Below are 20607 nucleotides of genomic sequence, written 5' to 3'. Positions count from 1 at the left end.
GATGACACACCGAGGGGGTGGTGGGCATGTACTTGACTGCCGACCGATTGGCGCTCGCCAATAAACAAGTTCGAGAGACTTTTGAGCAAACCAGTATCGTCTGGCAGAGCATTCCTCACTGGGAGACGGGCGATCCTGGCGCGACCAAGGTTCGCGGCGACACAGCAACTGCGGTCCAGCCTTCGAATCCATCAGTTCCTGGACCGTTCTTCACTGCTTCGCTGACACTCGACCCCAAAGACGTTCAGATCAACGTGACGCTCGCACAAGCGTCAGGTCCCAATCCTGATGCCTTGCTCGCAACTGTCATCAGCCACACCGTGGAACTGGCCCGCACGGTCGATGACATCATTCTGAAATTTCTTTACACCGCTGTCCAAGCCGTCGGTCTGACTATCGCCCCGGTCGCTCCAACCGTTATTACGCCACAGGAAATCCTCGATCAACTGATTCCTGCTAGGGCCAGGGTAGAGGACGCCGGATATCGCGCGCCTTCCACGCTGCTTACCAACACCGCCGGTCTCGTGAAGCTCAGCCAGTTTGTAAGCGGCTACTCAGTCCTCGACTCGCTACTCGCCGCTGCGAACGCAAATTCGCTACACCGATCGACGACGATCGATGGGGTCGCCGCCAATAAGGACAAGGTTCGAATTCTTCTGGTGGGTCGGCGCAATTTGATCGCCCACGGTCGGGCTGCAGGTGCGTCTCCCGGCGAGGAACCGGTGGATATTGCGATCGGCGTTCCACCGAGTCTGGCGGTGATCGGAGAAACTGCTGCAGGCCATGTCGAACTTGCGGTGCGTATCAGCTTCGCGACGAGGATCAAGGATGCCAGCGGTATCGTCGCCGTCAAGGGTCCCTGAAACGGCTGGGCCTCAGGATGCGGCGGACTCGCTCGAAACGTATCTCGCCGAATGCAAGAGCCTCTGCGACGGCGAGATCGAAAGGCTGTACGGCTCGGGGCAACAAGGCTCCAGCAGCCTGCACGACCTGATCCTCGATTATCCGCAACGCGGCGGCAAAGCGCTACGGCCCGCGCTGGCGATCGCCATCTGCCTTGGTCTCGGCGGGCACCTCGAAGCGGTCCTACCCACCGCGGCAACGCTCGAGCTGTATCACAACGCCTTCCTCATCCACGACGACATCGAAGACGAATCCTGGTGGCGTCGCGGCAAACCCACCATGCACATCGATCACGGCGTCCCCATCGCCGTGAACGTCGGTGACGCCATGTTGTCGCTCACGCTCCAACCACTGCTCGACAATGTCGAACGCGTCGGGCTCGGACCGGCTCTGCGCATCCTGCGCGCCGTCGCCCACATGACCAGGCAGACCGTGGACGGTCAGGCCATCGAACTCGACTGGGTCAAGAGCAATACGTGGCAGCTGGACGACGCGGACTACCTGAAGATGGTCGAGCTCAAGACGAGCTGGTACTCGTTCATCACACCGCTACAAGCCGGCGCCCTCGCCGCCGGCGCTCCGGTCGACCGGCTCGTCCCATTGGAAGCATTCGGCCGGCACATCGGTGCCGCCTTCCAGATCACCGACGACCTGCTCAATCTGCGTGGGGATCCCGAAGACTACGGCAAGGAGATCGGCGGCGACCTGTGGGAAGGCAAGCGCACCCTGATGCTGCTGCACATGCTGCGGAATCTCCCCGACGGTGAGCGCGAACGCGCCGTACAGATTCTCGGCAGACGCCGACCCGCCATGGACGCTGAACTCAACCTCACCGACCTGTTGGATCGCCTGGCCGGGCGCGGCGAGCTTTCCCTGGCCGGGCGAACTGAGATCGACGGATTCCTGCACGCCCAGCGTCACACCGACGCCAAGACACTCGACGACATCCGGTGGCTCTTCGAGATGATCCAGCGGGTCGGCTCGTTGGGCCATGCCCGCGACGTTGCCGCCCGCCACGCTGAGGCGGCGGAGTCCGTGCTGGCCGAGCTGGATTGGCTACCGCCCAGCCAGCACCGCGAGATGCTGAGCAGCCTGGTCGACTACGTACACGAGCGCACGCGATGAACGCCGAGGACCTGATCGGCGTGCTGGCCGAGCTGGAGCGGATCACGGAAGCCACCCTCGACCTCGCCGAAAACGCGGCACCGCAACTGTTACCCGCGCCCCCAGATGACGTCGAGGGACAGAGCCCGGCAGTGTTCGACCTGCTCCTCGGTGCCCGCCGTGCGGTGCTGGGCAACCCCGCTGCGGCGCGCCGCATTCACGACATGCTCGTCTCCGAGGGCATGCGCTATGGCCGGACACCGGAAGGCGCACTGTTGCGCGATCGCCTGGTGGCCTCCGATGCCGTGGAGAATCTGCGCCGCGTCTGGGAAACGGTCAGCCTCAACGTGCTCGACGGTCCAGCCGAACCCAATGCCGCACCGACCGCCTGGGCCGAGTTGCTGGCCGACGCGGTCGTCGGGCAGGGCCTCGACGACGCCATGCTCGCGCGTCTGCGGCCCGAGGGATTCGCATGACACTGACCGATCCCACTGCCGCACTTGCCGATGACTGCAGCTTCATCGGCTATCTGGTCGGCCTGGCGAGCATCGGACGAATGGTGCACACCCTGGCCGGAGCCCCGGAAGCAGTCACAGCCGGCGCTGCCGACGACTTCGTGCACCTGCTGCTGGGTCTTGCCAGCATGGGTGCCGGCATCGAAAGCCTGGGACAGCACACCGACACCGCCGCCACCAACACCGTGCGCACGACCACCGACGCAACGCGGTGGTTGCGATGACCGCCTCACTGGCCGCCAGCGACTTCATGCGGACACCGACCATCGGTGCGGCCAACCCACACGGATTCAAGGAATGGCACCACTTCGTCATTCACGCCGAGGAGTGCCGTGTACTCATCAACTTCAGCCTCGACACGGAGGTCGCGCCGGGCGGCCGGATTCGCGCCGTCCCCAGGATCATCGTCATCGGACACGATGACGAATGGCACGGCGTTATCCAACGTTTCGATGAGGACGATCTCGTCATTGCAGCCGATCTCGGTAACCTGTCCATTGGCGACAGCGGCATGCACATCGGACGCAACGGCTACGAGCTCAGAATCGACCTCCCCCAACAGGGCATCAAAGGCGAACTCTGGTTCGTCTCGGTCAGCCGGCCCTTCGTCGTGAACAATCAACCGGTGGGGTCGGGCCGGATGAGCTGGCTGTTCGTACCACGCCTGCACGCCACCGGGTGGCTGCGCATTGGCGACCGAGAACACCGCTTCGACAACGACATCGCCTATCACGACCACAACTGGGGCCGGTTCTGGTGGGGCGACGACTTCGGCTGGGAATGGGCGACGGTGCTTCCCAGCGATCCGGACGTGCCATGGTCGCTGGTGTTCCTGCGGATGACCGACCGGCGACGACATCGCTACCTGTCACAGGCACTCTATGTATGGCACCAGGACGAACCTGCCGCCATCTTCCGCCATGCGTCAGTTACGGTCCGTACGTCCGGTGTGCTCGCCCGTCAGGCGGATTGCACGCTCCCACCACCGATGCGATTGCTGCTCGATGGCGATGTACCCGGCGTACCCGAATGCGTCGACGTGGCCGCGAGCAGAGCCGGTGACACCGTGCACGTCGAGTTCCGGCCGCAGTCCTACGCGCGGCTCGCGCAGCCCAGCGAGATGTCACTCACCGACTCCACTGTGCTCTGCGAATCCACTGGAACGGCAGCGGTCACAGGGTCGATCAACGGCAAGGACATCGACTTCATCGGTACCGGAGTATTCGAGTTTCTCCATGGCTGAACGTATTTCGGCACTCCTGCGGCAGTCCATCGGCCACCTTGCCGACGAGGCACCGGACAGCTACCGCATCGTGCTCGACACCCTCGGACCTCTGGTGGTCGGCCTCGACATCGACTCCGAATGCTTCTCACTGAGCGGGGGCCGGCGGCTCGAGGTGACCAATGGCGTCGACCCGACGGCCGGCACTCGGGTCAAGGTGTCACGGGACACGGTGCTCGACGTGCTCGACGCGGTGATCACGCTGGACCGCGCCGTGGAGACGGGCAGTTTGACTGTGCACGGCACGCTCGACGACATCCTGCGAGCCCACGACACGCTCAAGGCCTACGTGCATGCCGCCGTGCGGGCACCCTCACAACCCGGCTTATTGAACGCGCTCCGGGCGGATCGCGGATGAACGAACCGATCATCACCCCAGCGTCCAGCGCCCGCCGCCCCACCGTGGCGGTGCTGGGTGCGGGCATCGCCGGGTTGACCTCAGCTCAGGAACTCGCCGAACGTGGCTTCGAGGTCACGGTGTACGAGGCCCGAGCGGATGAGCGCGGCAATCTGCCGGTCAAACTCGGCGGACTCGCGGCGTCGCAGTACGCGAAAGCCGTAACCACGGGGGGAAATTGCGCGCAGCTGCGTCCCTTTCCCGGTTGCCGCGGCCGCCCGACACCGCCCGTTGATGCCGTCGCGGGCGAGCATGGCTTTCGCTTCTTCCCCGCCTACTACCTGCACACCTGGGATCTGTTCAACCGCATCCCGATATATGAGCCGACGACCGACCCGGGCGGCGCGCTCCGGTGGAAGCCGAGTTCACGGACGGTACTGGACAACGTCAAACGCGTTGTCACCCAGGGCACGACGCTGGCCGGCAAGCCGTCCCTGGTGTTTCCGCGCGAGGCGCCCCGCAGCCCCGGTGAATTCGTCAGCGTTGTTCGACAACTCATGAGTCTGGGATTCTCGCCCGGCGATGTGCAGAACTTCGTGAGCCGGCTGCTGCAGTACCTCGTGACGAGCCCGCCGCGCCGCGCCACCGAACTGCAGAACCAATCGGCCTACGACTTCTTCGTCGGGCGGCAGGCCGATGGCACCCGTCGCTTCCACTATTCGCCGCAGTTCGATCGGTACCTGCTCGAAATGCCCAAGGTGCTGGCCGCATTCGACGCCCGCTGGGGAGACGCCCGCACCAATCTGACCACCTATCTGCAGCTGCAACTCCAGATGGACCGCCGCGACAACAAGGCCGACGGAGTCCTCAACGCGCCCACCACCGAGTCGTGGTTCGACCATTGGTATCGCCATCTGGTCCGGCTCGGTGTGCGATTCGTGCATGCAGCGGCCGCGAGCATCGATCCGCCCGTGGTCGACCCGGCACAGCCGCCATATCTTCGCCCCCGCGCCCGGGTGACACTGGCCGACGAAACTCGGGTGACACCGGACTACACCGTGGTGGCCGTCGATGCTCCCGGCGCCGAGCGGATCACGGCGACGATGCGCGCAACCGGCACCGGGGGCACGGTGGCCGAACTGGACGGCTTCACGACGTCGGCACCTCCACCCGACGGCCCGCTCCAGCCGGGGTCCACCCGGCCGCACACGAGGCGAGATCCATACGCCGTAAATCAGATGGGCCGAGTGCCGTGGGACCGGTTTCAAACCCTCAGTGGTATCCAGTACTTCTTCGATACCGAGTTCCAGTTGCTGCGCGGGCACATGTACTACTCCGGCACCGAGTGGGCGCTGTCCTCGATCAACCAACACGGAATGTGGGAACAGCGACCCAATCTGGCCCAGAATGGCTACGTCTCGGTGCTGTCGGTGGATATCGGCGATTTCAACACTGCGTCGCAGCACCTGCGCGACGAATCCGGCCGCGGCAAGGCCGCCCGCGACTGCACCGCAGACGAGATCGCCACCGAGGTGTGGCGGCAGATCGTCGACGCGCTCACCACCGTCGACGGGACCCGTCCGGAGGGGATCCTGCCGTGGCCCGCCTGGTACACACTCGACACCGGGCTACATCTGGCGCCGGACACCGGTCACCCGATCCGCAACGAAACGCCCTATCTCATACCGATCGTCGGCGACTGGCCAAACCGTCCCGGCGGCGATCCCTGGAATCCGCACGGCACGTCCTGGACCTACCGGCCGAACGAGCAGTGGTGGCTGGAGGATCTGCTGCAGCGCCACGTGTGGCAAGCCCGCCACGGCGGTTATCAGGTGCACCACAACTCGGTCGTCTTCGCCGGCACGTGGACCAAGACCTTCACCCGGATGACCTCCATGGAAGCGGCCTGCGAATCGGGCCGTCACGCGGTCAACGCCATCCTGGACCACTACGTCTGGGTCGCGACCCGGGGTGCCGATCGTCGCGAAAACACCACGCTCGACTGGCGGTTTCCCTATGGGTTCCTCGACCAGAGCTTGTCGAGCCCGATCCGGATGCCGACACCGGCCGGTGACTACTGCTACATCTTCGATCTGGAGAATCGGGAACCGGCCGACACTCGTCCGCTGCGTAACCTCGATGCCCGATATGCCGCGCAGTCACTTCCCCACCCGTTGGACGCCCCGTCCTCGCCACCGAGTAGCGCCAGCTTCCCATCGCCATTCCTGGAGGAACGAAGATGACCATGCCGCAGCACGATCCGAACCTCCTTGCCTATCTGCAAGCGTGGCGGCAGTACCTGGAACAGGTCGCGAGCGCAGCAGTGGCGCCCGGCTTCGCATTCCCGGTGATGCCCCAATTGCCCTCTCCGGCAATGCCGCTCGTTCCGCCGCCGATCCCCCCGATGCCCCCCGGGTTCGGCACCCCGATGCCGCCGGCCTTCGGCCCGCCGCCGATTCAGCCGACAGTCGCGCCCGCCGACCACACCCAGCAGCTGCTGACGGCACTGCAAGCCTGGCGGCAATTCCTCGAACAAGCGCTCCGCACCCCTGCCGCAGGGGGCGCCGCGCCGGCACCCGTCGACGACTCGTCACGCCGTGAGAAGGACCGTGTTCCACCGCTGATCGACAACGGCGGCCGAACCTCAGAGACCACCACCGGAGCCGATGCCGGGGAGACTGCACCTTGGGTGGCCCCGGGATATGAGACGCCCGCACCCCGCGTAGGTTCGGCCTATGCACCCGAAGGCGGAGCCGGCACCTACGGAGGGACCACCGATCCGGCGCCGCGATCCCTTTATTCTTCTGCTGCAGAACCTTATTCAGTCTCAGGCACCGAGTGGTGGAGCAGGGAGACCCCCGTCGCGGGCGCTCCGACACGAGCCGGCAGGCCAGACTCCGATCAGTCGAAGTCTGCGCCGGACGCCGATCAGACGCAGTCCGACACCAACAACGGCCTTGGTGATGCTTCGAACGGGTCGAAGCTCGATCCGCCGAAATGGAAGGAACTGCTCGGACCAAGAGACCCCGGCGGTTCGCTGCACCCGCTGAGCCCTTTGTCGCACCATGCGGCCGACTTGTTGTCCGTTCGCCCGGTGAACGACCTTCAGTCCCCCTCTTTCCCGCGCCTTTCCCGGTAGGCCGCCACATGCTGGCGGTTCCCACAGTTCCCGGTGTCGCAGAAGATCTTGGACCGGTTCCGTGACACGTCGAACAGCACCGCTTCGCAGTCGGGTGCCGCGCAGATCTTGAGCCGGCGCAGCTCGCCGCCGCGGATCAGGTCGGCCAGCGCCATGGCCATCTCGGCGCCCATCCTGCGCGCCAGCGGGTCGTGGATCGAGGCCAGATGCAGATGCCATTCCGGCATCTCGGCGTGCCGGGTCAGCCAGGGCGAGGCCTTGGTGTCGGAAAGCAGGGCGTTGACCTGTCCGACCGCGCGCTCCTCGTCATCGGCGGCCGCCCACAGCCGCCCGATCCGCTCCCGCAAGCGGTGCACCTCGGCGAGTTCGGCGTCGTCGCGGTCGCGGCGTCCGGTCCAGCCGAACTCGGCCAGGTAGTCGTCGAGTCCGGCGATGTCGCCCAGCTCGTCGCCGTCGACCCTGTCGCTGTTGATCAGTACGCACGCGGCCCGCAGTGTGAGCTCCGTGTCATGAGTGAAAATCATTTGACGCATGACTCCCGTCACCGATATTGTCATGAGCAACATTCATTTTACTCATTACATCTTGGAGCGCCTCATGACGATGACCGACGCGCGGTCCACGAGCCGGTTCCGGCTCGGCCTGACGTTCGCCATCACGTCCGCCTTCGCGTTCGGCCTGTCCGGCCCCCTGGCGAAATCGCTCATGGAGGCGGGCTGGACCCCCACCGCCGCGGTGACCGCACGACTGGCCGGCGGGGCGCTGGCCATGGCCGTCTTCGCCACTTTCGCCAGGCCGGGTTGGGTCCGTGAGGCGCTGGAGCATCGCCGCACGATCATCGCCTACGGCGTGGTCCCCGTCGCGGGCGCCCAGTTCTGCTACTACAACGCCGTCTCTCATCTGTCGGTGGGCGTGGCACTGCTGCTCGAATACACCGCGCCCATTCTGGTGGTGGGCTGGTTGTGGGCACGGACCCGGCGCCGACCGAGCAATCTGACGCTGGCCGGTGTCGCCATCGCGATCACCGGCATCACGCTGGTACTCGACGTCTTCGCCGGCGCGCACATCAACTCGACCGGCGTGATGTGGGGACTCGCCGCCGCAGTCTGCGCGGCCTGCTACTTCATGATGTCGGAGAAGGCGAGCTCCGACGGCACCGGACTGAGCCCCATCACGCTGGCCGCGGCCGGCCTGGTCGTCGGCGCCGTCTCCGTCGCCGCACTCGGCGTCTCCGGCATCATGCCGATGCACTTCAGCGCCGAGAACGCCGTGGTGGCCGGACTGACGGTGCCGTGGTTCGTCCCCGTCATCGCGCTCGCGCTCATCCCGACCGCCATCGCCTACACGCTGGGCATCATGGGTGTGGCCCGGCTGCGCCCGCGGTTCGCCTCGCTGGTCGGGCTGTCCGAAGTGCTGTTCGCCGTGCTCACCGCCTGGGCGCTGCTGGGTGAGGCGATCACCATCACTCAGACCGTCGGCGGCGCAGTGGTTCTGCTCGGCCTGGCACTTGCCCGTCAGGGCGACCGCACCGAGCAGGTGGCGCAGGCCAATTGGCCCGACGTCCCGCCCGTGCAACCGTCGGCCGGGCAACCGATTAGCCGTAGCTAACCTTTGAATGTGAAGATGTTGATCGTGAAGCTGCGCACGATGGCTGCCCGGTCGGCCGCACTGGGATCCGCACTGATAACTGCACTCGCCGTCCTGGCCGGTCCCGCACCGATCGCGTCCGCCGAGCCGTGCTCGGACGTCGAACTGCTCTTCGCCCGCGGCACCAGCGAGCCCCCCGGCATCGGCCGCGTCGGCCAGGCGCTGGCGGATTCGCTGCGCCCGCAACTCGGGGGGCGCACCCTGAGCACCTACGGGATCAACTATCCCGCGACCTACGACTTCTTCACCGCGGCCGACGGCGCCGTCGACGCGGCCGGACGTGTCGCCTACCTGGCCCAGAACTGCCCCAACACCCGGGTGGTGCTCGGCGGGTACTCGCAGGGGGCCGCAATCGTCAACATGCTTGTCGGCCTGCCGCCGGTCGGTGATCGCATCGGCGACATGGGTTCGGCGCCACCGCTGCCCGGCAACCTGGCCGGGAATGTCGCCGCGATGGTCGGATTCGGAAACGCCGGCGCGAAGTTCGGCTACCCGTTGACCGCAGCGGGACCGCCGTTCAGCGGGCGCGGGATCGACCTCTGCGCGGACGGCGATCCGATCTGCTCGCGCGGGCGCAACCCGTTCGCGCACACCCACTACGAATCGTCGGGTTTCATTCCGCAGGCAGCCGGGTTCATCGCCGGCCGCGTCTGACTCGGGACTTATTTAGCCCGTCTTCGCGTTATGCTTTGGCGTGGCCATTGATCTTGTTCGCCGTTGTTCTGTCCTTGTCGCCGCCGCTGCCACGGCAGCCGGTGCACTGATCCTGACGCCCGCGTCGCCGGCGCAGGCCGAGGGATGCACCGATATCGAGGTCGTCTTCGCCCGCGGAACCAATGAGGATCCGGGCCTGGGCCGCATCGGGAGTGCCTTCGTCAACTCGCTGCGCAACAAGGTCGGCGGACGTTCGGTGGGCACCTACGCGGTGAACTATCCGGCGAGCTTCGACTTCCTGGCCGCCGCGGGCGGCGCCAACGACGCCAGCGGTCACATCCAATGGATGATGAACAACTGCCCCAACACGCGACTGGTGCTGGGCGGCTACTCCCAGGGCGCCGCCGTCATCGACGTCATCGCCGCGGTGCCGGTGCCCGGCATCGGCTTCAACGCCCCACTGCCGCCCAATACGCCCGAGCACGTCGCCGCGCTGGTGGCGTTCGGCAACCCGTCGGCAAAGGTGGGCCTGCCGCTGACGGCCAGCCCGGTATGGGGTGGCCGGTCCATCGACCTGTGCAACTTCGGCGACCCGGTCTGCAGCCCCGGCGACGACGTCGCCGCGCACCGCGCCTACGACGGCGGCCCCGCCGATCAGGCCGCAAGCTTCGCGGCCGGTCTGCTCTGAGCGCACCCCGGTACACTGCATCAGGTGCCTATCCGAACGCTTCCAGCAAAGCGCCGTGCGCGTAAGTTCGCCGCCACCGTCGCCGCGGTGGCGGCCCTCGCCGGGGGGTTCCTGGCCACGACGACGGCCGGGCCGACCGCACAGGTTCCCACCGCATCGGCCGAACCGTGCGCACCCGTGGAGCTGATCTTCGCGCGCGGCCGCAACGAAGCGCCCGGTGTCGGACGCCTCGGCGACAATCTCGTGGCCGCGCTGAACGCCCGGCTGCCGCAGCCCATCGGCGTCTATGGCGTGAACTATCCGGCCAACACCGAGATTCCCCAGGGCGCCAACGACATCAGCAACCGCATCCAGTACATGGCCGGCGCCTGCCCGGACACCCGGCTGATCGTCGGTGGCTACTCGCTCGGTGCGGCGTCGGCCGCGCTGGCACTGTCGGCCACCCAGACCGGCATGGGGTTCAACCGCCCCCTGCCGCCCGGGATGGACAGCCACATCGCCGCCGTCGTGCTGGTCGGTAATTTCTCCAAGTCGATTCCGGGGCATCAGATCGCCGGGCAGTACCTGGACCGCACCATCGACGTCTGCAACGCAGAGGATCCGGTCTGCTCGGGCGGCCTGCCGAACGACCTGAACGACCTCCAGCGGGTCTGGGGCGACCACCTGCAGGACGGCTACATCGGCTCCGGACTCATCGACCAGGCCGCCGACTTCGCCGCTGCGCGCGTGCGGTAACCGCGAACTTCGCAACACAGACGTCAATTCCGGCGACTACACTCGGAGCGGTGATCTTGAAGCCGAGGGGTCGGGTCCGCCGCTTCACCGTGCTGTCGTCTGCAGTGCTCGTCGTGCTGGCCGCCCTGACCACGCCCACTCTCACCACGCCCGCCCTCCTGCCGACGGCCGGGGCGGTGTCCTGCCCCGACGCCGAGCTGATCTTCGCGCGCGGCCGGATGGAATCTCCCGGCGCCGGCCAGATCGGCAACGCCCTCGTCAGCGCCCTGCGCTCCAAGACCGGCAAGAATGTGGCGATGTACGCGGTGAAGTACCCCGCGGACACCCAGATCGACATCGGCGCCAACGATATGAGCGCCCGCGCGCAGTACATGTCGACCAACTGCCCGGACACCCGGCTCATTCTGGGTGGCTATTCACTCGGGGCCGCGGTGACCGATGTGGTGCTCGCGGTCCCCTTCGCGGCCTTCGGATTCCAGAAACCGCTGCCTCCCGGCATCGACCAGAAGGTCGCCGCGGTGGCCCTGTTCGGCAACGGGATCGCCTGGGTGGGGCCCATCTCGAACTTCAACCCGCTCTATCAGGAACGCACCATCGAGCTCTGCCACGGCGACGATCCGATCTGCAATCCGACCGACCCGGAGAACTGGGAGTCGTATTGGGCTGATCACCTGGCACCGGCGTACATCAAAGCGGGCATGGTCAACCAGGCTGCAGATTTCGTGGCGCCGCGCCTCTGAGTGCCCTTGCCCTCGTTGACCGTTCAGAGGGTGCGCAGATCGCGCGTCACGTTGATACGCGCGGCCAGCTGATCATCGGCCGGATAGTCCACCCGCACCAGGGTCAGACCACGAGCCGGTGCCGCCGCGAAATCGCTGGAGCGTTTCGTCGCGTCGAGCAGCGACGCGCACCATGCCGGTTCCCGGCGGCCCTCCCCCACCGCCAGCAGCGCACCGACCAGTGAGCGCACCATCGACCAGCAGAACGCGTCGGCACTGACGTGGGCGGTGAGCAGGTCGCCGTCCCTCGTCCAGTCCAGCCGTTGCATCTCGCGGATCGTGGTGGCGCCGTCGCGGTGCTTACAGAACGCGGCGAAATCGTGCAGCCCGATCAGGTGCCGCGACGCGGCCACCATGGCGTCCACGTCGAGCGGGCGTGGCCACGGCGTGACGAACCGGGCCTGCTGCGGGGTCGCGCCGTATGGCGCTGTGGCGAGCCGGTATTCGTAATGCCTGCGCAGCGCGGAGAACCGCGCGTCGAAACCGTCCGGGGCGCGCACGATGCCGAGCACCCGGACGTCCTCGGGCACGAACCGTGCGAGACGCCTTGTCAACGGCAGGAATTCGGGCTCCCCCGGCGGCCGCACGCTGCGCGGGTAAGCGTGGCCCAGCGCATCCTCAGGCACGTCGACATGCGCCACCTGCCCGGTGGCGTGCACACCGGCATCGGTACGTCCGGCGGCCCGCAGGATCACCGGGGTGCGGAACACCGTCGACAGCGCCTCTTCGAGAACACCGGCGACGGTGCGCTGCCCGTCCTGGGCGGCCCAGCCGGCGAACTCGGTGCCGTCATAGGCGATGTCCAAGCGCAAACGAACAAACCCGCCACCGGAGTCGATGGCGGGTTTGTTCATTGCGTTGCTACTTGGCGTCGTCAGCCTTGTCCTCGGCGTCGGCCTCGGTGGTCTCCTCGGCAACAGCCTCGTCGGCAGGCGCCTCGGTGGTCTCCTCGACAGCCTCGTCGGCGGTCGGGCCTTCGGTGGCCTCAGGCTCGACTGCAGCCTGCGGGGCGGCGGCCGCCGCAACCTTCTGCGACGCATCCGCACGGCGAGCACGGTTGGCCTCAGAGGTCGCGGTCTTCTCCCGGACCAGCTCGATGACGGCCATCGGGGCGTTGTCGCCCTTACGTGCCTCCACCTTGATGATCCGGGTGTAGCCACCCTCACGATCGGCGAAGAAGGGACCGATCTCGGCGAACAGGGTGTGCACCACATCCTTGTCGCGGATCTTCTTCATCACCTCACGCCGGTTGTGCAGCGTGCCCTTCTTGGCGTGGGTGATCAGCTTCTCCGCGTACGGACGCAACGCCCGTGCTTTCGGTTCGGTCGTCTTGATGCGGCCGTGCTCGAAGAGCGAGGTGGCCAGGTTGGCCAACAGCGCGGCCTGGTGCGAGGACGACCCGCCGAGGCGAGGACCCTTGGTGGGTTTGGGCATTGCGACTATCTCCTAATGTGGCCGATCCCCGTATCAGGTAGGACCGGGACGGATCCCGGGCTGACGTAGCCCGGGGGTTGTGCCCTGTTTAGAGCTGTTCGGTTTCGGCGAAGTCCTGGTCGGTGTCCAGGTCGTAGCCGGCGTCACCGGTCCAGGTGCCGGTGGCCACGTCGTAGCCGGCAACCTCGGACGGATCGAAGGTGGCCGGGCTGTCCTTGAGCGAGAGACCCAGCTGATGCAGCTTGATCTTGACCTCGTCGATGGACTTCTGGCCGAAGTTACGGATGTCGAGCAGATCGGACTCGGTGCGCGAGACCAGCTCGCCGACCGTGTGCACACCCTCGCGCTTGAGGCAGTTGTACGAACGCACCGTCAGGTCGAGGTCGTCGATCGGCAGCGCGAAGCTGGCGATGTGGTCGGCCTCGGCCGGCGACGGCCCGATCTCGATGCCCTCGGCCTCGACGTTGAGTTCCCGTGCCAGACCGAAGAGTTCGACCAGGGTCTTGCCTGCCGACGCCAGGGCGTCCCGCGGGCTGATCGAGTTCTTGGTCTCGACATCGAGGATCAGCTTGTCGAAGTCGGTGCGCTGCTCGACGCGGGTGGCCTCGACCTTGTAGGTCACCTTGAGCACCGGCGAGTAGATGGAATCGACCGGGATACGGCCGATCTCGGCACCGGAGGCCTTGTTCTGCACGGCGGGCACGTAGCCACGGCCGCGCTCGACGACCAGCTCGACCTCGAGCTTGCCCTTGTCGTTCAGTGCCGCGATGTGCAGATCCGGGTTGTGCACCGTCACACCGGCCGGCGGCACGATGTCACCGGCGGTGACCGCACCCGGGCCCTGCTTGCGCAGGTACATGGTGACCGGCTCGTCCTCTTCCGAGGACACGACCAGACCCTTGAGGTTCAGGATGATGTCGGTGACGTCTTCCTTCACACCGGGGACGGTGGTGAACTCGTGCAGCACACCATCGATGCGGATGCTGGTGACCGCTGCGCCCGGGATGGACGACAGCAGCGTGCGCCGCAGCGAGTTGCCGAGGGTGTAACCGAAACCGGGCTCCAGCGGTTCGATGGTGAACCGAGACCGGTTGTCGGCCAACGCCTCTTCGGACAGTGTGGGTCGCTGTGAAATCAGCATGGTGTTTCTATCTCCTTCTCGGCACCCGCTATTTGATGCCGTCTGGGTGTCCCAGGCCACCGTGACCTGGGACGGTCACACGATTACTTCGAGTAGAACTCGACGATGAGCTGTTCGGTGAGCGGCACCTGGATCTGTGCCCGCTCGGGCAGCTGGTGCACCAGGATGCGCTGACGCTCGCCGACAACCTGCAGCCAACCCGGGATCGGGCGCTCGCCCGCGGCCTGACGTGCAGCCTCGAAGGGCAGCGTGTTGATCGACTTGTCCTTGACATCGATGATGTCGTACTGCGAGACGCGGTAACTGGGGATGTCGACCTTCACACCGTTGACGGTGAAGTGGCCGTGGCTGACCAGCTGGCGGGCCATGCGACGCGTGCGGGCCAGGCCCGCGCGGTACACGACGTTGTCCAGCCGGCTTTCCAGGATGCGCAGCAGGTTCTCGCCGGTCTTGCCCGAGAGGCGGTTGGCCTCTTCGTAGTAGCGGCGGAACTGCTTCTCCATGACGCCGTAGGTGAAGCGAGCCTTCTGCTTCTCCTGCAGCTGCGTGCGGTATTCGCTTTCCTTGATCCGCGCGCGGCCGTGCTGGCCGGGCGGGTAGGGACGCTTTTCGAACGACTGATCGCCGCCGACGAGGTCGACGCCGAGGCGACGCGACTTGCGGGTCGCGGGGCCGGTATAACGAGCCATTGTCTAAATCCTCTTCCCTAGACCCGGCGCCGCTTGGGCGGACGGCAGCCGTTGTGCGGCTGCGGAGTGACGTCGGAGATCGCGCCGACTTCGAGGCCTGCGGCCTGAAGCGAACGGATCGCGGTCTCGCGGCCCGAACCCGGGCCCTTCACGAAGACATCGACCTTCTTGACACCGTGCTCCTGCGCCTTGCGGGCAGCATTCTCGGCGGCCAGCTGTGCGGCGAAGGGGGTCGACTTACGCGAACCCTTGAAGCCGACGTGACCCGACGAGGCCCAGGCGATGACGTTGCCCTGGGGATCGGTGATCGAGACGATGGTGTTGTTGAAGGTGCTCTTGATGTGAGCAGCGCCGTGCGGGACGTTCTTCTTTTCCCTGCGGCGGGTCTTCTGACCCTTCTTGGCGGCGGTGCCGCCCTTCTTTGCCTGTGCCATCCGGGGTTACCTGGCCTTCTTCTTGCCGGCGATGGTGCGCTTCGGGCCCTTGCGGGTACGCGCGTTGGTCTTGGTGCGCTGTCCACGCACGGGCAGGCCACGACGGTGGCGCAGGCCCTGGTAGCAGCCGATCTCGATCTTGCGACGGATGTCGGCCTGGACCTCGCGGCGCAGGTCACCCTCGACCTTGAGGTTGCCTTCGATGTATTCGCGCAGCTGGCTCACCTGATCGTCGGTGAGGTCCTTGGTGCGCAGGTCCCGGCTGATGCCGGTGCCTTCCAGGATTTCCTGGGAGCGGGTACGGCCGATGCCGTAGATATAGGTCAGCGCGATCTCCATGCGCTTGTCACGCGGGAGATCGACGCCCATGAGACGTGCCATCAGGCAGTGATTCCTTCTCTATGCGGAGGTCTGTTCCCAGTCCGTTCCCCGTCTTGGCGGGGCCCGGCCTCCGTGCCGGGCGTGTAGTGAGCAGCGAATCCGCTCACTGGTACTGGGAGGTCTGCATTCAGTTGTGGGTGGTGCTGCTTGCTTGGACGCTGCGTTGCTTTGGCTGGGACTAACCCTGCCGCTGCTTGTGCCGCGGATCCGAGCAGATCACCATGACCCGCCCATGCCGGCGGATCACCCTGCACTTGTCGCAGATCGGCTTGACGCTCGGGTTCACCTTCACGGCTTCGCGATCCTTCTTGGTCGTTGTGACGGGCACATGAGCGCCCGCCACAGGTAGTGGTTGTTGCAGTTGAGAGGCGTGTTACTTGTACCGGTACACGATGCGACCCCGGGACAGGTCATAGGGCGAAAGCTCCACCACTACGCGGTCCTCGGGCAGGATGCGGATGTAGTGCTGCCGCATCTTGCCGCTGATGTGGGCCAGAACCTTGTGTCCGTTCTCCAGCTCAATGCGGAACATCGCATTGGGCAGAGGTTCGACGACACGGCCCTCGACCTCGATGGCACCGTCTTTCTTGGCCATACTGTGTTAGCGATCCTTGCCTTCGTTTTCGTATCCTGTGCGCCCTCGGCTCGGCACGGCCGCGCCACCGACTGAGCACGTGAGCCGGATCAACGAAATCGTTAAGGTTCCAAGACAGGCACGCAAAGAGTCGGCACGGAAGCCGCACCGTTGGTCCACGATACCCGCTGTCGGGGTGTGCTTCAAAATCGCGAAACCAGTGCTCCGGGCGGGCACCGGGAACGCGGAGCCAGACAGGGCTCAGCCGGTCTGCTCGGCGGTCGCCTTGATGGCCGCGAGCGTCGCCGGGATACCGCTGAGCGCCAGCCGGGAACGCTCGGCGATCTGCGCGTCGGCGTCCGCACCGAAACGCTCACCGAACCCTTCGATGCCCTTGGGCAGGAACCGCCAGTGCTGGGTCAGCCGAGACCCGGCGCCGTCGGGTTCGACGGTGAAACCCCAGCGCACCCAGCCGTTGTTCACCTCCCACGCGAACTCGCGGCCCGGTTCCGCGGCGACCACCTGGCTGCGGGTTTCCCAGGTGCGCTCCGGCAAGACGTTGCGGCCGGTGAACCACGCCCCGACCACGGCTCCGGCAGCGGGATCGTCCCACCAGCACGCCTTGCACACCGGGCTCCACTCCCCGATCCGGGTGACATCGGACACCAGCGCGTAGAGCTCTTCGGGGGCCAGCGCGACGGTGACGGAGTCGGAGAATTCGAGGATGGTCATCCTCGAAGTTTAGAAAAGTCCGCGACGGTGACGTGTTCGCCCTGGGCGATGCCATGGCCGGACCGGACATCTGGGCAGAAATTCGTCAGACCAGCGGCGCATACTTATATGCGATGCCCGGATCTGAGAACCAACCCCGTTTACCCGCAATCCTGACGGTCGATGACGACCCGGCCGTCTCCCGTGCGGTGGCCCGCGACCTGCGCCGCCACTACGGCGAGCGCTACCGCATCATCCGTGCGGAATCCGGCGCCGACGCCCTGGAGGCCCTCAAGGAACTGAAGCTGCGCGGCGACACCGTCGCCGTGTTCGTCGCGGACTACCGGATGCCGCAGATGAGCGGTATCGAGTTCCTCGAAAAGGCGATGGAGTTCTTCCCGATGGCCCGCCGGGTGCTGCTCACCGCCTACGCCGACACCCACGCCGCAATCGACGCGATCAACGTCGTGGACCTGGACCACTATCTCCTCAAGCCGTGGGATCCCCCGGAGGAGAAGCTCTATCCCGTGATCGACGGGCTTCTCGAGGAGTGGCGCTCGGTCGGCGACCGCGGCATGCCGTACACCAAGGTCATCGGGCACCGGTACAACGACCGTTCCTGGGAGGTGCGCCAGTTCCTGGCGCGCAACGAGTACTCGTTCCGCAGCGTGAACGCCGACGAGCCCAAGGGCCAACAGCTGCTGCAGGCCGCGGGCCTCGACGACAGCGTTCTTCCGGTGGTCATCACCGAGAAGGGCCACACGATGGTCGCACCCAGCGACGCGGAACTCGCGGCGCTGCTCGGGCTGTCCACCAGTCCCTCCCTGGACATGTATGACCTCGCGGTGATCGGCGGCGGTCCCGCCGGCCTCGCCGCCGCGGTGTACGGCGCCTCCGAAGGCCTGAAGACCGTGCTCATCGAGAAGGCGACCACCGGCGGCCAGGCGGGCCGCAGCTCGAAGATCGAGAACTACCTCGGCTTCGAGAACGGCGTCGCGGGTGCCGTGCTGACGACGACCGCACGGCGGCAAGCCGAACGGTTCGGCGCCGAAGTCATCACCACCCAGGAGGCCGGCCGGCTCAAGACCGGTGGGATCGGCGCGGCCCACACCATCCACCTCAACGACGACCAGACGATCGGTGCCCGTGCGGTCATCCTGGCCACCGGCGTGGACTACCGCCAGTTGGAGATCACCGGATGTTGGGAAAATCCCGACGCCCCCGGGGACAACTACATCGGCCGCGGCGTCTACTACGGCGCTTCGGTGGCCGACAACAACGAATGTGCGGGCGAGGACGTCTACATCGTCGGCGGCGCAAATTCGGCAGGCCAGGCGGCGATGTACATGTCGCAGACGGCCAAGTCGGTCACCATGTTGATCCGCGGCTCGTCGCTGGAGGCCGGGATGTCGCAGTACCTCGTCGACCGCATCAACCGGACCGACAACATCAAGGTCCGGACCTGCACCGAGGTCGTCGACATCACCCCGGGCGACGGCTTCCTCTCCGGGCTGGTTCTCCTCGACAAGCGGACCGGCGAAACCGAACCCGTCCCGTGCAACCGGATGTGTTGCTTCATCGGGGCGACCCCCCGCACGGAATGGCTCGAGGAAGCGGGAATAGCCCGCGACGACAACGGCTTCATATTGTCGGGGCCTGATCTCCGCGACAAGGTCGGCTGGACGCTGGATCGTCCTCCGCACCACCTGGAAACGAGCGTTCCCGGCGTGTTCGTCGCCGGTGACGTGCGATCGGAGTCCGCCAAGCGGGTGGCCGCCGCTGTCGGCGAAGGCTCGATGGCAGTGATGTTGGTGCACAGGTATCTGGCGGAAGCCTGACCTTCCGGCCGAGAGGAAAGACGACCATGAGCTCACCCGACGGTGTCCTGTCTCAAGAAGACGTGCTGTCCCATGAGGAGGAGTGCATCCGGGACGAACTTCGCACGCTCTTCCTGTTCGAGGACCTCTCCGATGAACAACTGGACATCCTCTGCGAGGCCGGGCATATCGAGATCTTCCCGGCCGGGCCGCTCAGCAAGGAGGGCGAACCCGCAACGTGCTTCTACGTGATGATCGACGGCGAGCTCATCATGTCGAAGCGCTCCGGTGGCGTCGACATCCAGACCAACCGCACCTCGCAGCGCGGCGTGTACTTCGGCGCGTGGTCGGCCTACATTCCCGGTGAGGAGCAGACCTACCAGGCGTCGGTACGGCTGACCAAGCCTTCGCGGTGCTTCGTCCTGGACTCCAATGACTTCGCCCAGTTCATGCGGGATCAGTTCCCGATGGCGGTCCATCTCATGGAGGGCCAACTGGTCGGCGGCCGCCGGCAGAGCCAGATCATCGGGCAACGCGAGAAACTGCTCGCGCTGGGCACCATCACGGCGGGCCTGACCCACCAGCTCAACAACCCGGCCGCCGCTACCGCGCGCGCCGTCTCGGATCTGCGCGAGACGGTCGGCAAGATGCGGCACAAGCTGTCGATGCTCGCGGACGGCAAGTTCACCCCCGAGGCGCTGCGGGTGCTGGTCCGCATTCAGGACGACGTGGCCGAGCAGGTCGCCAAGAACCGCGATGTCGAACTCACGGCCCTCGAAGCATCGGACCGCGAGGACGCGATCGGCGATTGGCTTGAGGACCACGACATCATCGGGGCCTGGGATTACGCACCGACGTTCGTCGAGGCGGGCCTGGACACCGACTGGCTGGAAAAGGTGCTGACCTCCGTCGACGCCGTCGACGCGACAGCGTCACTGCAGGCCGCGGTCGGGTGGCTGAAGTACACCATCGACAACGAGCTCCGGATGAACGAGATCGCCGAGGCGAGCAAGCGGATATCGGCACTGCTGGCCGGCGCCAAGCAGTATTCGCAGATGGACCGCGGAGCCTACGGCAGCGCAAATGTCCACGAATTGTTGCGCAGCACCATCATGATGTTCGGCGACAAAATCGGACATCAGGGCAAGGGCCGACCGGTCACCCTCGTCAAGGACCTCGACAAGACACTCCCCGAATTACAGTGCTACCCAGGCGATCTCAATCAGGTGTGGACCAACATCATCGACAACGCGATTCAGGCGATGGACGGGCACGGGACGCTGACCATCCGCACCTCGCGGGAGAACGACCAGATGATCCGGGTCGAGATCTGCGATGACGGCCCGGGCATCGACGAGGACGTCATCGAGCGGATCTTCACGCCGTTCTTCACCACCAAGCCGTTCGGTGAGGGCACCGGGCTGGGCCTGGATCTGGCCTGGCGCATCGTGGTGGAGAAGCACGGCGGCAACATCTCGGTGCAGAGCAAGCCGGGCGACACCCGGTTCGCGGTCTGTCTCCCGCTGGTCGCCCCGGCGCCCGTCACGCCGACGCCGGGTGAACTCTCGGCAGCCGGCACCGAGTAATTCGAATCAATGTGCGCGGATCGGAATGCGCACGGTTTCGCCCGAGGTTGACCTGAC

Annotated in this window: 23 protein-coding genes and 1 pseudogene; 14 read left to right on the top strand and 10 right to left on the bottom strand. The window is 66.1% G+C overall.

What is annotated here, in order from left to right; genetic code table 11:
* Window positions 1-26 precede the first annotated feature (26 nt).
* From ASE48_RS10980 to ASE48_RS10950, 7 genes and pseudogenes are all read left to right on the top strand, one after another.
* Window positions 27-863 carry a hypothetical protein gene (locus ASE48_RS10980; RefSeq protein WP_057167155.1) on the top strand — a complete coding sequence of 279 codons (837 nt, stop codon included), beginning with the start codon at window positions 27-29 and terminating at the stop codon, window positions 861-863.
* On the top strand, window positions 829-2028 hold the full coding sequence (locus tag ASE48_RS10975; protein ID WP_057167098.1) for a polyprenyl synthetase family protein: 1200 nt from the start codon (window positions 829-831) through the stop codon (window positions 2026-2028). The genes ASE48_RS10980 and ASE48_RS10975 overlap by 35 nt, the downstream gene beginning before the upstream one ends.
* A complete protein-coding gene (locus ASE48_RS10970) occupies window positions 2025-2483 on the top strand; it encodes a hypothetical protein (protein WP_057167097.1) in 459 nt (152 codons plus the stop codon). The genes ASE48_RS10975 and ASE48_RS10970 overlap by 4 nt, the downstream gene beginning before the upstream one ends.
* A complete protein-coding gene (locus ASE48_RS10965; protein WP_057167096.1) occupies window positions 2480-2746 on the top strand; it encodes a hypothetical protein in 267 nt (88 codons plus the stop codon). Before ASE48_RS10970 ends, ASE48_RS10965 begins: the two co-directional genes overlap by 4 nt.
* The gene (locus ASE48_RS10960; RefSeq protein WP_057167095.1) at window positions 2743-3765 is read left to right on the top strand and encodes a hypothetical protein; all 1023 of its coding nucleotides are present in this window, start codon (window positions 2743-2745) and stop codon (window positions 3763-3765) included. Before ASE48_RS10965 ends, ASE48_RS10960 begins: the two co-directional genes overlap by 4 nt.
* On the top strand, window positions 3758-4162 hold the full coding sequence (locus ASE48_RS10955) for a hypothetical protein (RefSeq protein ID WP_057167094.1): 405 nt from the start codon (window positions 3758-3760) through the stop codon (window positions 4160-4162). Before ASE48_RS10960 ends, ASE48_RS10955 begins: the two co-directional genes overlap by 8 nt.
* Window positions 4159-7280 (top strand): annotated as a pseudogene (locus ASE48_RS10950) (FAD-dependent oxidoreductase). The gene ASE48_RS10955 and the pseudogene ASE48_RS10950 overlap by 4 nt, the downstream one beginning before the upstream one ends.
* Here the strand turns inward: ASE48_RS10950 and ASE48_RS10945 are convergent.
* A complete protein-coding gene (locus tag ASE48_RS10945; protein WP_057167092.1) occupies window positions 7247-7804 on the bottom strand; it encodes a CGNR zinc finger domain-containing protein in 558 nt (185 codons plus the stop codon). The pseudogene ASE48_RS10950 and the gene ASE48_RS10945 sit on opposite strands and share 34 nt — an antisense overlap.
* A gap of 73 nt (window positions 7805-7877) precedes the next feature.
* Here ASE48_RS10945 and ASE48_RS10940 point away from each other — a divergent pair, with 73 nt between their 5' ends.
* From ASE48_RS10940 to ASE48_RS10920, 5 genes are read left to right on the top strand one after another with little or no spacing between them, the layout of a single operon-like run.
* Window positions 7878-8888 (top strand): EamA family transporter, encoded by a 1011-nt coding sequence (locus tag ASE48_RS10940; protein WP_156409146.1) that lies wholly within the window; start codon window positions 7878-7880, stop codon window positions 8886-8888.
* Window positions 8889-8903: 15 nt separating this feature from the next.
* A complete protein-coding gene (locus ASE48_RS10935; protein WP_057167153.1) occupies window positions 8904-9581 on the top strand; it encodes a cutinase family protein in 678 nt (225 codons plus the stop codon).
* 40 nt (window positions 9582-9621) lie between these two features.
* The gene (locus tag ASE48_RS10930) at window positions 9622-10269 is read left to right on the top strand and encodes a cutinase family protein (RefSeq protein WP_057167091.1); all 648 of its coding nucleotides are present in this window, start codon (window positions 9622-9624) and stop codon (window positions 10267-10269) included.
* Between the two features lie 24 nt (window positions 10270-10293).
* On the top strand, window positions 10294-11004 hold the full coding sequence (locus ASE48_RS10925) for a cutinase family protein (RefSeq protein WP_082614112.1): 711 nt from the start codon (window positions 10294-10296) through the stop codon (window positions 11002-11004).
* A 50-nt stretch (window positions 11005-11054) separates the two neighbouring features.
* Window positions 11055-11744, top strand: a complete 690-nt coding sequence (locus ASE48_RS10920; RefSeq protein WP_082614111.1) for a cutinase family protein — start codon at window positions 11055-11057, stop codon at window positions 11742-11744.
* Window positions 11745-11767: 23 nt separating this feature from the next.
* Here the strand turns inward: ASE48_RS10920 and truA are convergent, their stop codons facing one another.
* From truA to ASE48_RS10875, 9 genes are all read right to left on the bottom strand, one after another.
* Window positions 11768-12637, bottom strand: coding sequence for a tRNA pseudouridine(38-40) synthase TruA (gene truA, locus ASE48_RS10915; RefSeq protein WP_057167089.1), 870 nt, complete (start codon window positions 12635-12637; stop codon window positions 11768-11770).
* Window positions 12638-12644: 7 nt separating this feature from the next.
* Complete coding sequence (rplQ, locus tag ASE48_RS10910; protein ID WP_057167088.1) at window positions 12645-13217, bottom strand: 50S ribosomal protein L17; 573 nt, start codon at window positions 13215-13217, stop codon at window positions 12645-12647.
* A gap of 88 nt (window positions 13218-13305) precedes the next feature.
* Window positions 13306-14358 (bottom strand): DNA-directed RNA polymerase subunit alpha, encoded by a 1053-nt coding sequence (locus tag ASE48_RS10905; protein ID WP_057167087.1) that lies wholly within the window; start codon window positions 14356-14358, stop codon window positions 13306-13308.
* Between the two features lie 83 nt (window positions 14359-14441).
* Entirely contained in the window at window positions 14442-15047 is a 606-nt protein-coding gene (rpsD, locus tag ASE48_RS10900) for a 30S ribosomal protein S4 (protein WP_057167086.1), read from the bottom strand.
* A gap of 17 nt (window positions 15048-15064) precedes the next feature.
* Window positions 15065-15481, bottom strand: a complete 417-nt coding sequence (gene rpsK / locus ASE48_RS10895) for a 30S ribosomal protein S11 (protein ID WP_019512358.1) — start codon at window positions 15479-15481, stop codon at window positions 15065-15067.
* A gap of 6 nt (window positions 15482-15487) precedes the next feature.
* The gene (gene rpsM, locus ASE48_RS10890) at window positions 15488-15862 is read right to left on the bottom strand and encodes a 30S ribosomal protein S13 (RefSeq protein ID WP_057167085.1); all 375 of its coding nucleotides are present in this window, start codon (window positions 15860-15862) and stop codon (window positions 15488-15490) included.
* Window positions 15863-16040: 178 nt separating this feature from the next.
* On the bottom strand, window positions 16041-16154 hold the full coding sequence (gene rpmJ / locus ASE48_RS10885) for a 50S ribosomal protein L36 (RefSeq protein ID WP_003879483.1): 114 nt from the start codon (window positions 16152-16154) through the stop codon (window positions 16041-16043).
* A gap of 81 nt (window positions 16155-16235) precedes the next feature.
* Complete coding sequence (gene infA / locus ASE48_RS10880) at window positions 16236-16457, bottom strand: translation initiation factor IF-1 (RefSeq protein WP_003418601.1); 222 nt, start codon at window positions 16455-16457, stop codon at window positions 16236-16238.
* A 240-nt stretch (window positions 16458-16697) separates the two neighbouring features.
* On the bottom strand, window positions 16698-17168 hold the full coding sequence (locus ASE48_RS10875; protein WP_057167084.1) for an SRPBCC family protein: 471 nt from the start codon (window positions 17166-17168) through the stop codon (window positions 16698-16700).
* A gap of 113 nt (window positions 17169-17281) precedes the next feature.
* Here ASE48_RS10875 and ASE48_RS10870 point away from each other — a divergent pair, with 113 nt between their 5' ends.
* Window positions 17282-18985 carry a response regulator gene (locus ASE48_RS10870; RefSeq protein WP_057167151.1) on the top strand — a complete coding sequence of 568 codons (1704 nt, stop codon included), beginning with the start codon at window positions 17282-17284 and terminating at the stop codon, window positions 18983-18985.
* A 26-nt stretch (window positions 18986-19011) separates the two neighbouring features.
* Window positions 19012-20550, top strand: a complete 1539-nt coding sequence (locus ASE48_RS10865; RefSeq protein WP_057167083.1) for an ATP-binding protein — start codon at window positions 19012-19014, stop codon at window positions 20548-20550.
* Window positions 20551-20607 lie beyond the last annotated feature (57 nt).

Source organism: Mycobacterium sp. Root265 (genome assembly GCF_001428895.1).
Lineage (GTDB): Bacteria > Actinomycetota > Actinomycetes > Mycobacteriales > Mycobacteriaceae > Mycobacterium.
Note: the sequence above shows the minus strand (reverse complement) of the source record. Positions and strands in the feature narration are given on the sequence as shown.

Bases quoted from the DNA above. Each gene is read 5' to 3' on its own strand.
- ASE48_RS10865 (WP_057167083.1), top strand. From the start codon at position 19,012: ATGAGCTCACCCGACGGTGTCCTGTCTCAAGAAGACGTGCTGTCCCAT.
- ASE48_RS10905 (WP_057167087.1), bottom strand. From the start codon at position 14,358: ATGCTGATTTCACAGCGACCCACACTGTCCGAAGAGGCGTTGGCCGAC.
- rplQ (WP_057167088.1), bottom strand. From the start codon at position 13,217: ATGCCCAAACCCACCAAGGGTCCTCGCCTCGGCGGGTCGTCCTCGCAC.
- rpsK (WP_019512358.1), bottom strand. From the start codon at position 15,481: ATGGCACAGGCAAAGAAGGGCGGCACCGCCGCCAAGAAGGGTCAGAAG.
- truA (WP_057167089.1), bottom strand. From the start codon at position 12,637: ATGAACAAACCCGCCATCGACTCCGGTGGCGGGTTTGTTCGTTTGCGC.
- infA (WP_003418601.1), bottom strand. From the start codon at position 16,457: ATGGCCAAGAAAGACGGTGCCATCGAGGTCGAGGGCCGTGTCGTCGAA.
- ASE48_RS10870 (WP_057167151.1), top strand. From the start codon at position 17,282: ATGCCCGGATCTGAGAACCAACCCCGTTTACCCGCAATCCTGACGGTC.
- ASE48_RS10970 (WP_057167097.1), top strand. From the start codon at position 2,025: ATGAACGCCGAGGACCTGATCGGCGTGCTGGCCGAGCTGGAGCGGATC.
- ASE48_RS10945 (WP_057167092.1), bottom strand. From the start codon at position 7,804: ATGATTTTCACTCATGACACGGAGCTCACACTGCGGGCCGCGTGCGTA.
- rpsD (WP_057167086.1), bottom strand. From the start codon at position 15,047: ATGGCTCGTTATACCGGCCCCGCGACCCGCAAGTCGCGTCGCCTCGGC.
- ASE48_RS10955 (WP_057167094.1), top strand. From the start codon at position 3,758: ATGGCTGAACGTATTTCGGCACTCCTGCGGCAGTCCATCGGCCACCTT.
- ASE48_RS10975 (WP_057167098.1), top strand. From the start codon at position 829: ATGCCAGCGGTATCGTCGCCGTCAAGGGTCCCTGAAACGGCTGGGCCT.
- ASE48_RS10935 (WP_057167153.1), top strand. From the start codon at position 8,904: ATGTTGATCGTGAAGCTGCGCACGATGGCTGCCCGGTCGGCCGCACTG.
- ASE48_RS10960 (WP_057167095.1), top strand. From the start codon at position 2,743: ATGACCGCCTCACTGGCCGCCAGCGACTTCATGCGGACACCGACCATC.
- ASE48_RS10980 (WP_057167155.1), top strand. From the start codon at position 27: ATGTACTTGACTGCCGACCGATTGGCGCTCGCCAATAAACAAGTTCGA.
- rpsM (WP_057167085.1), bottom strand. From the start codon at position 15,862: ATGGCACGTCTCATGGGCGTCGATCTCCCGCGTGACAAGCGCATGGAG.
- ASE48_RS10940 (WP_156409146.1), top strand. From the start codon at position 7,878: ATGACGATGACCGACGCGCGGTCCACGAGCCGGTTCCGGCTCGGCCTG.
- ASE48_RS10875 (WP_057167084.1), bottom strand. From the start codon at position 17,168: ATGACCATCCTCGAATTCTCCGACTCCGTCACCGTCGCGCTGGCCCCC.
- ASE48_RS10965 (WP_057167096.1), top strand. From the start codon at position 2,480: ATGACACTGACCGATCCCACTGCCGCACTTGCCGATGACTGCAGCTTC.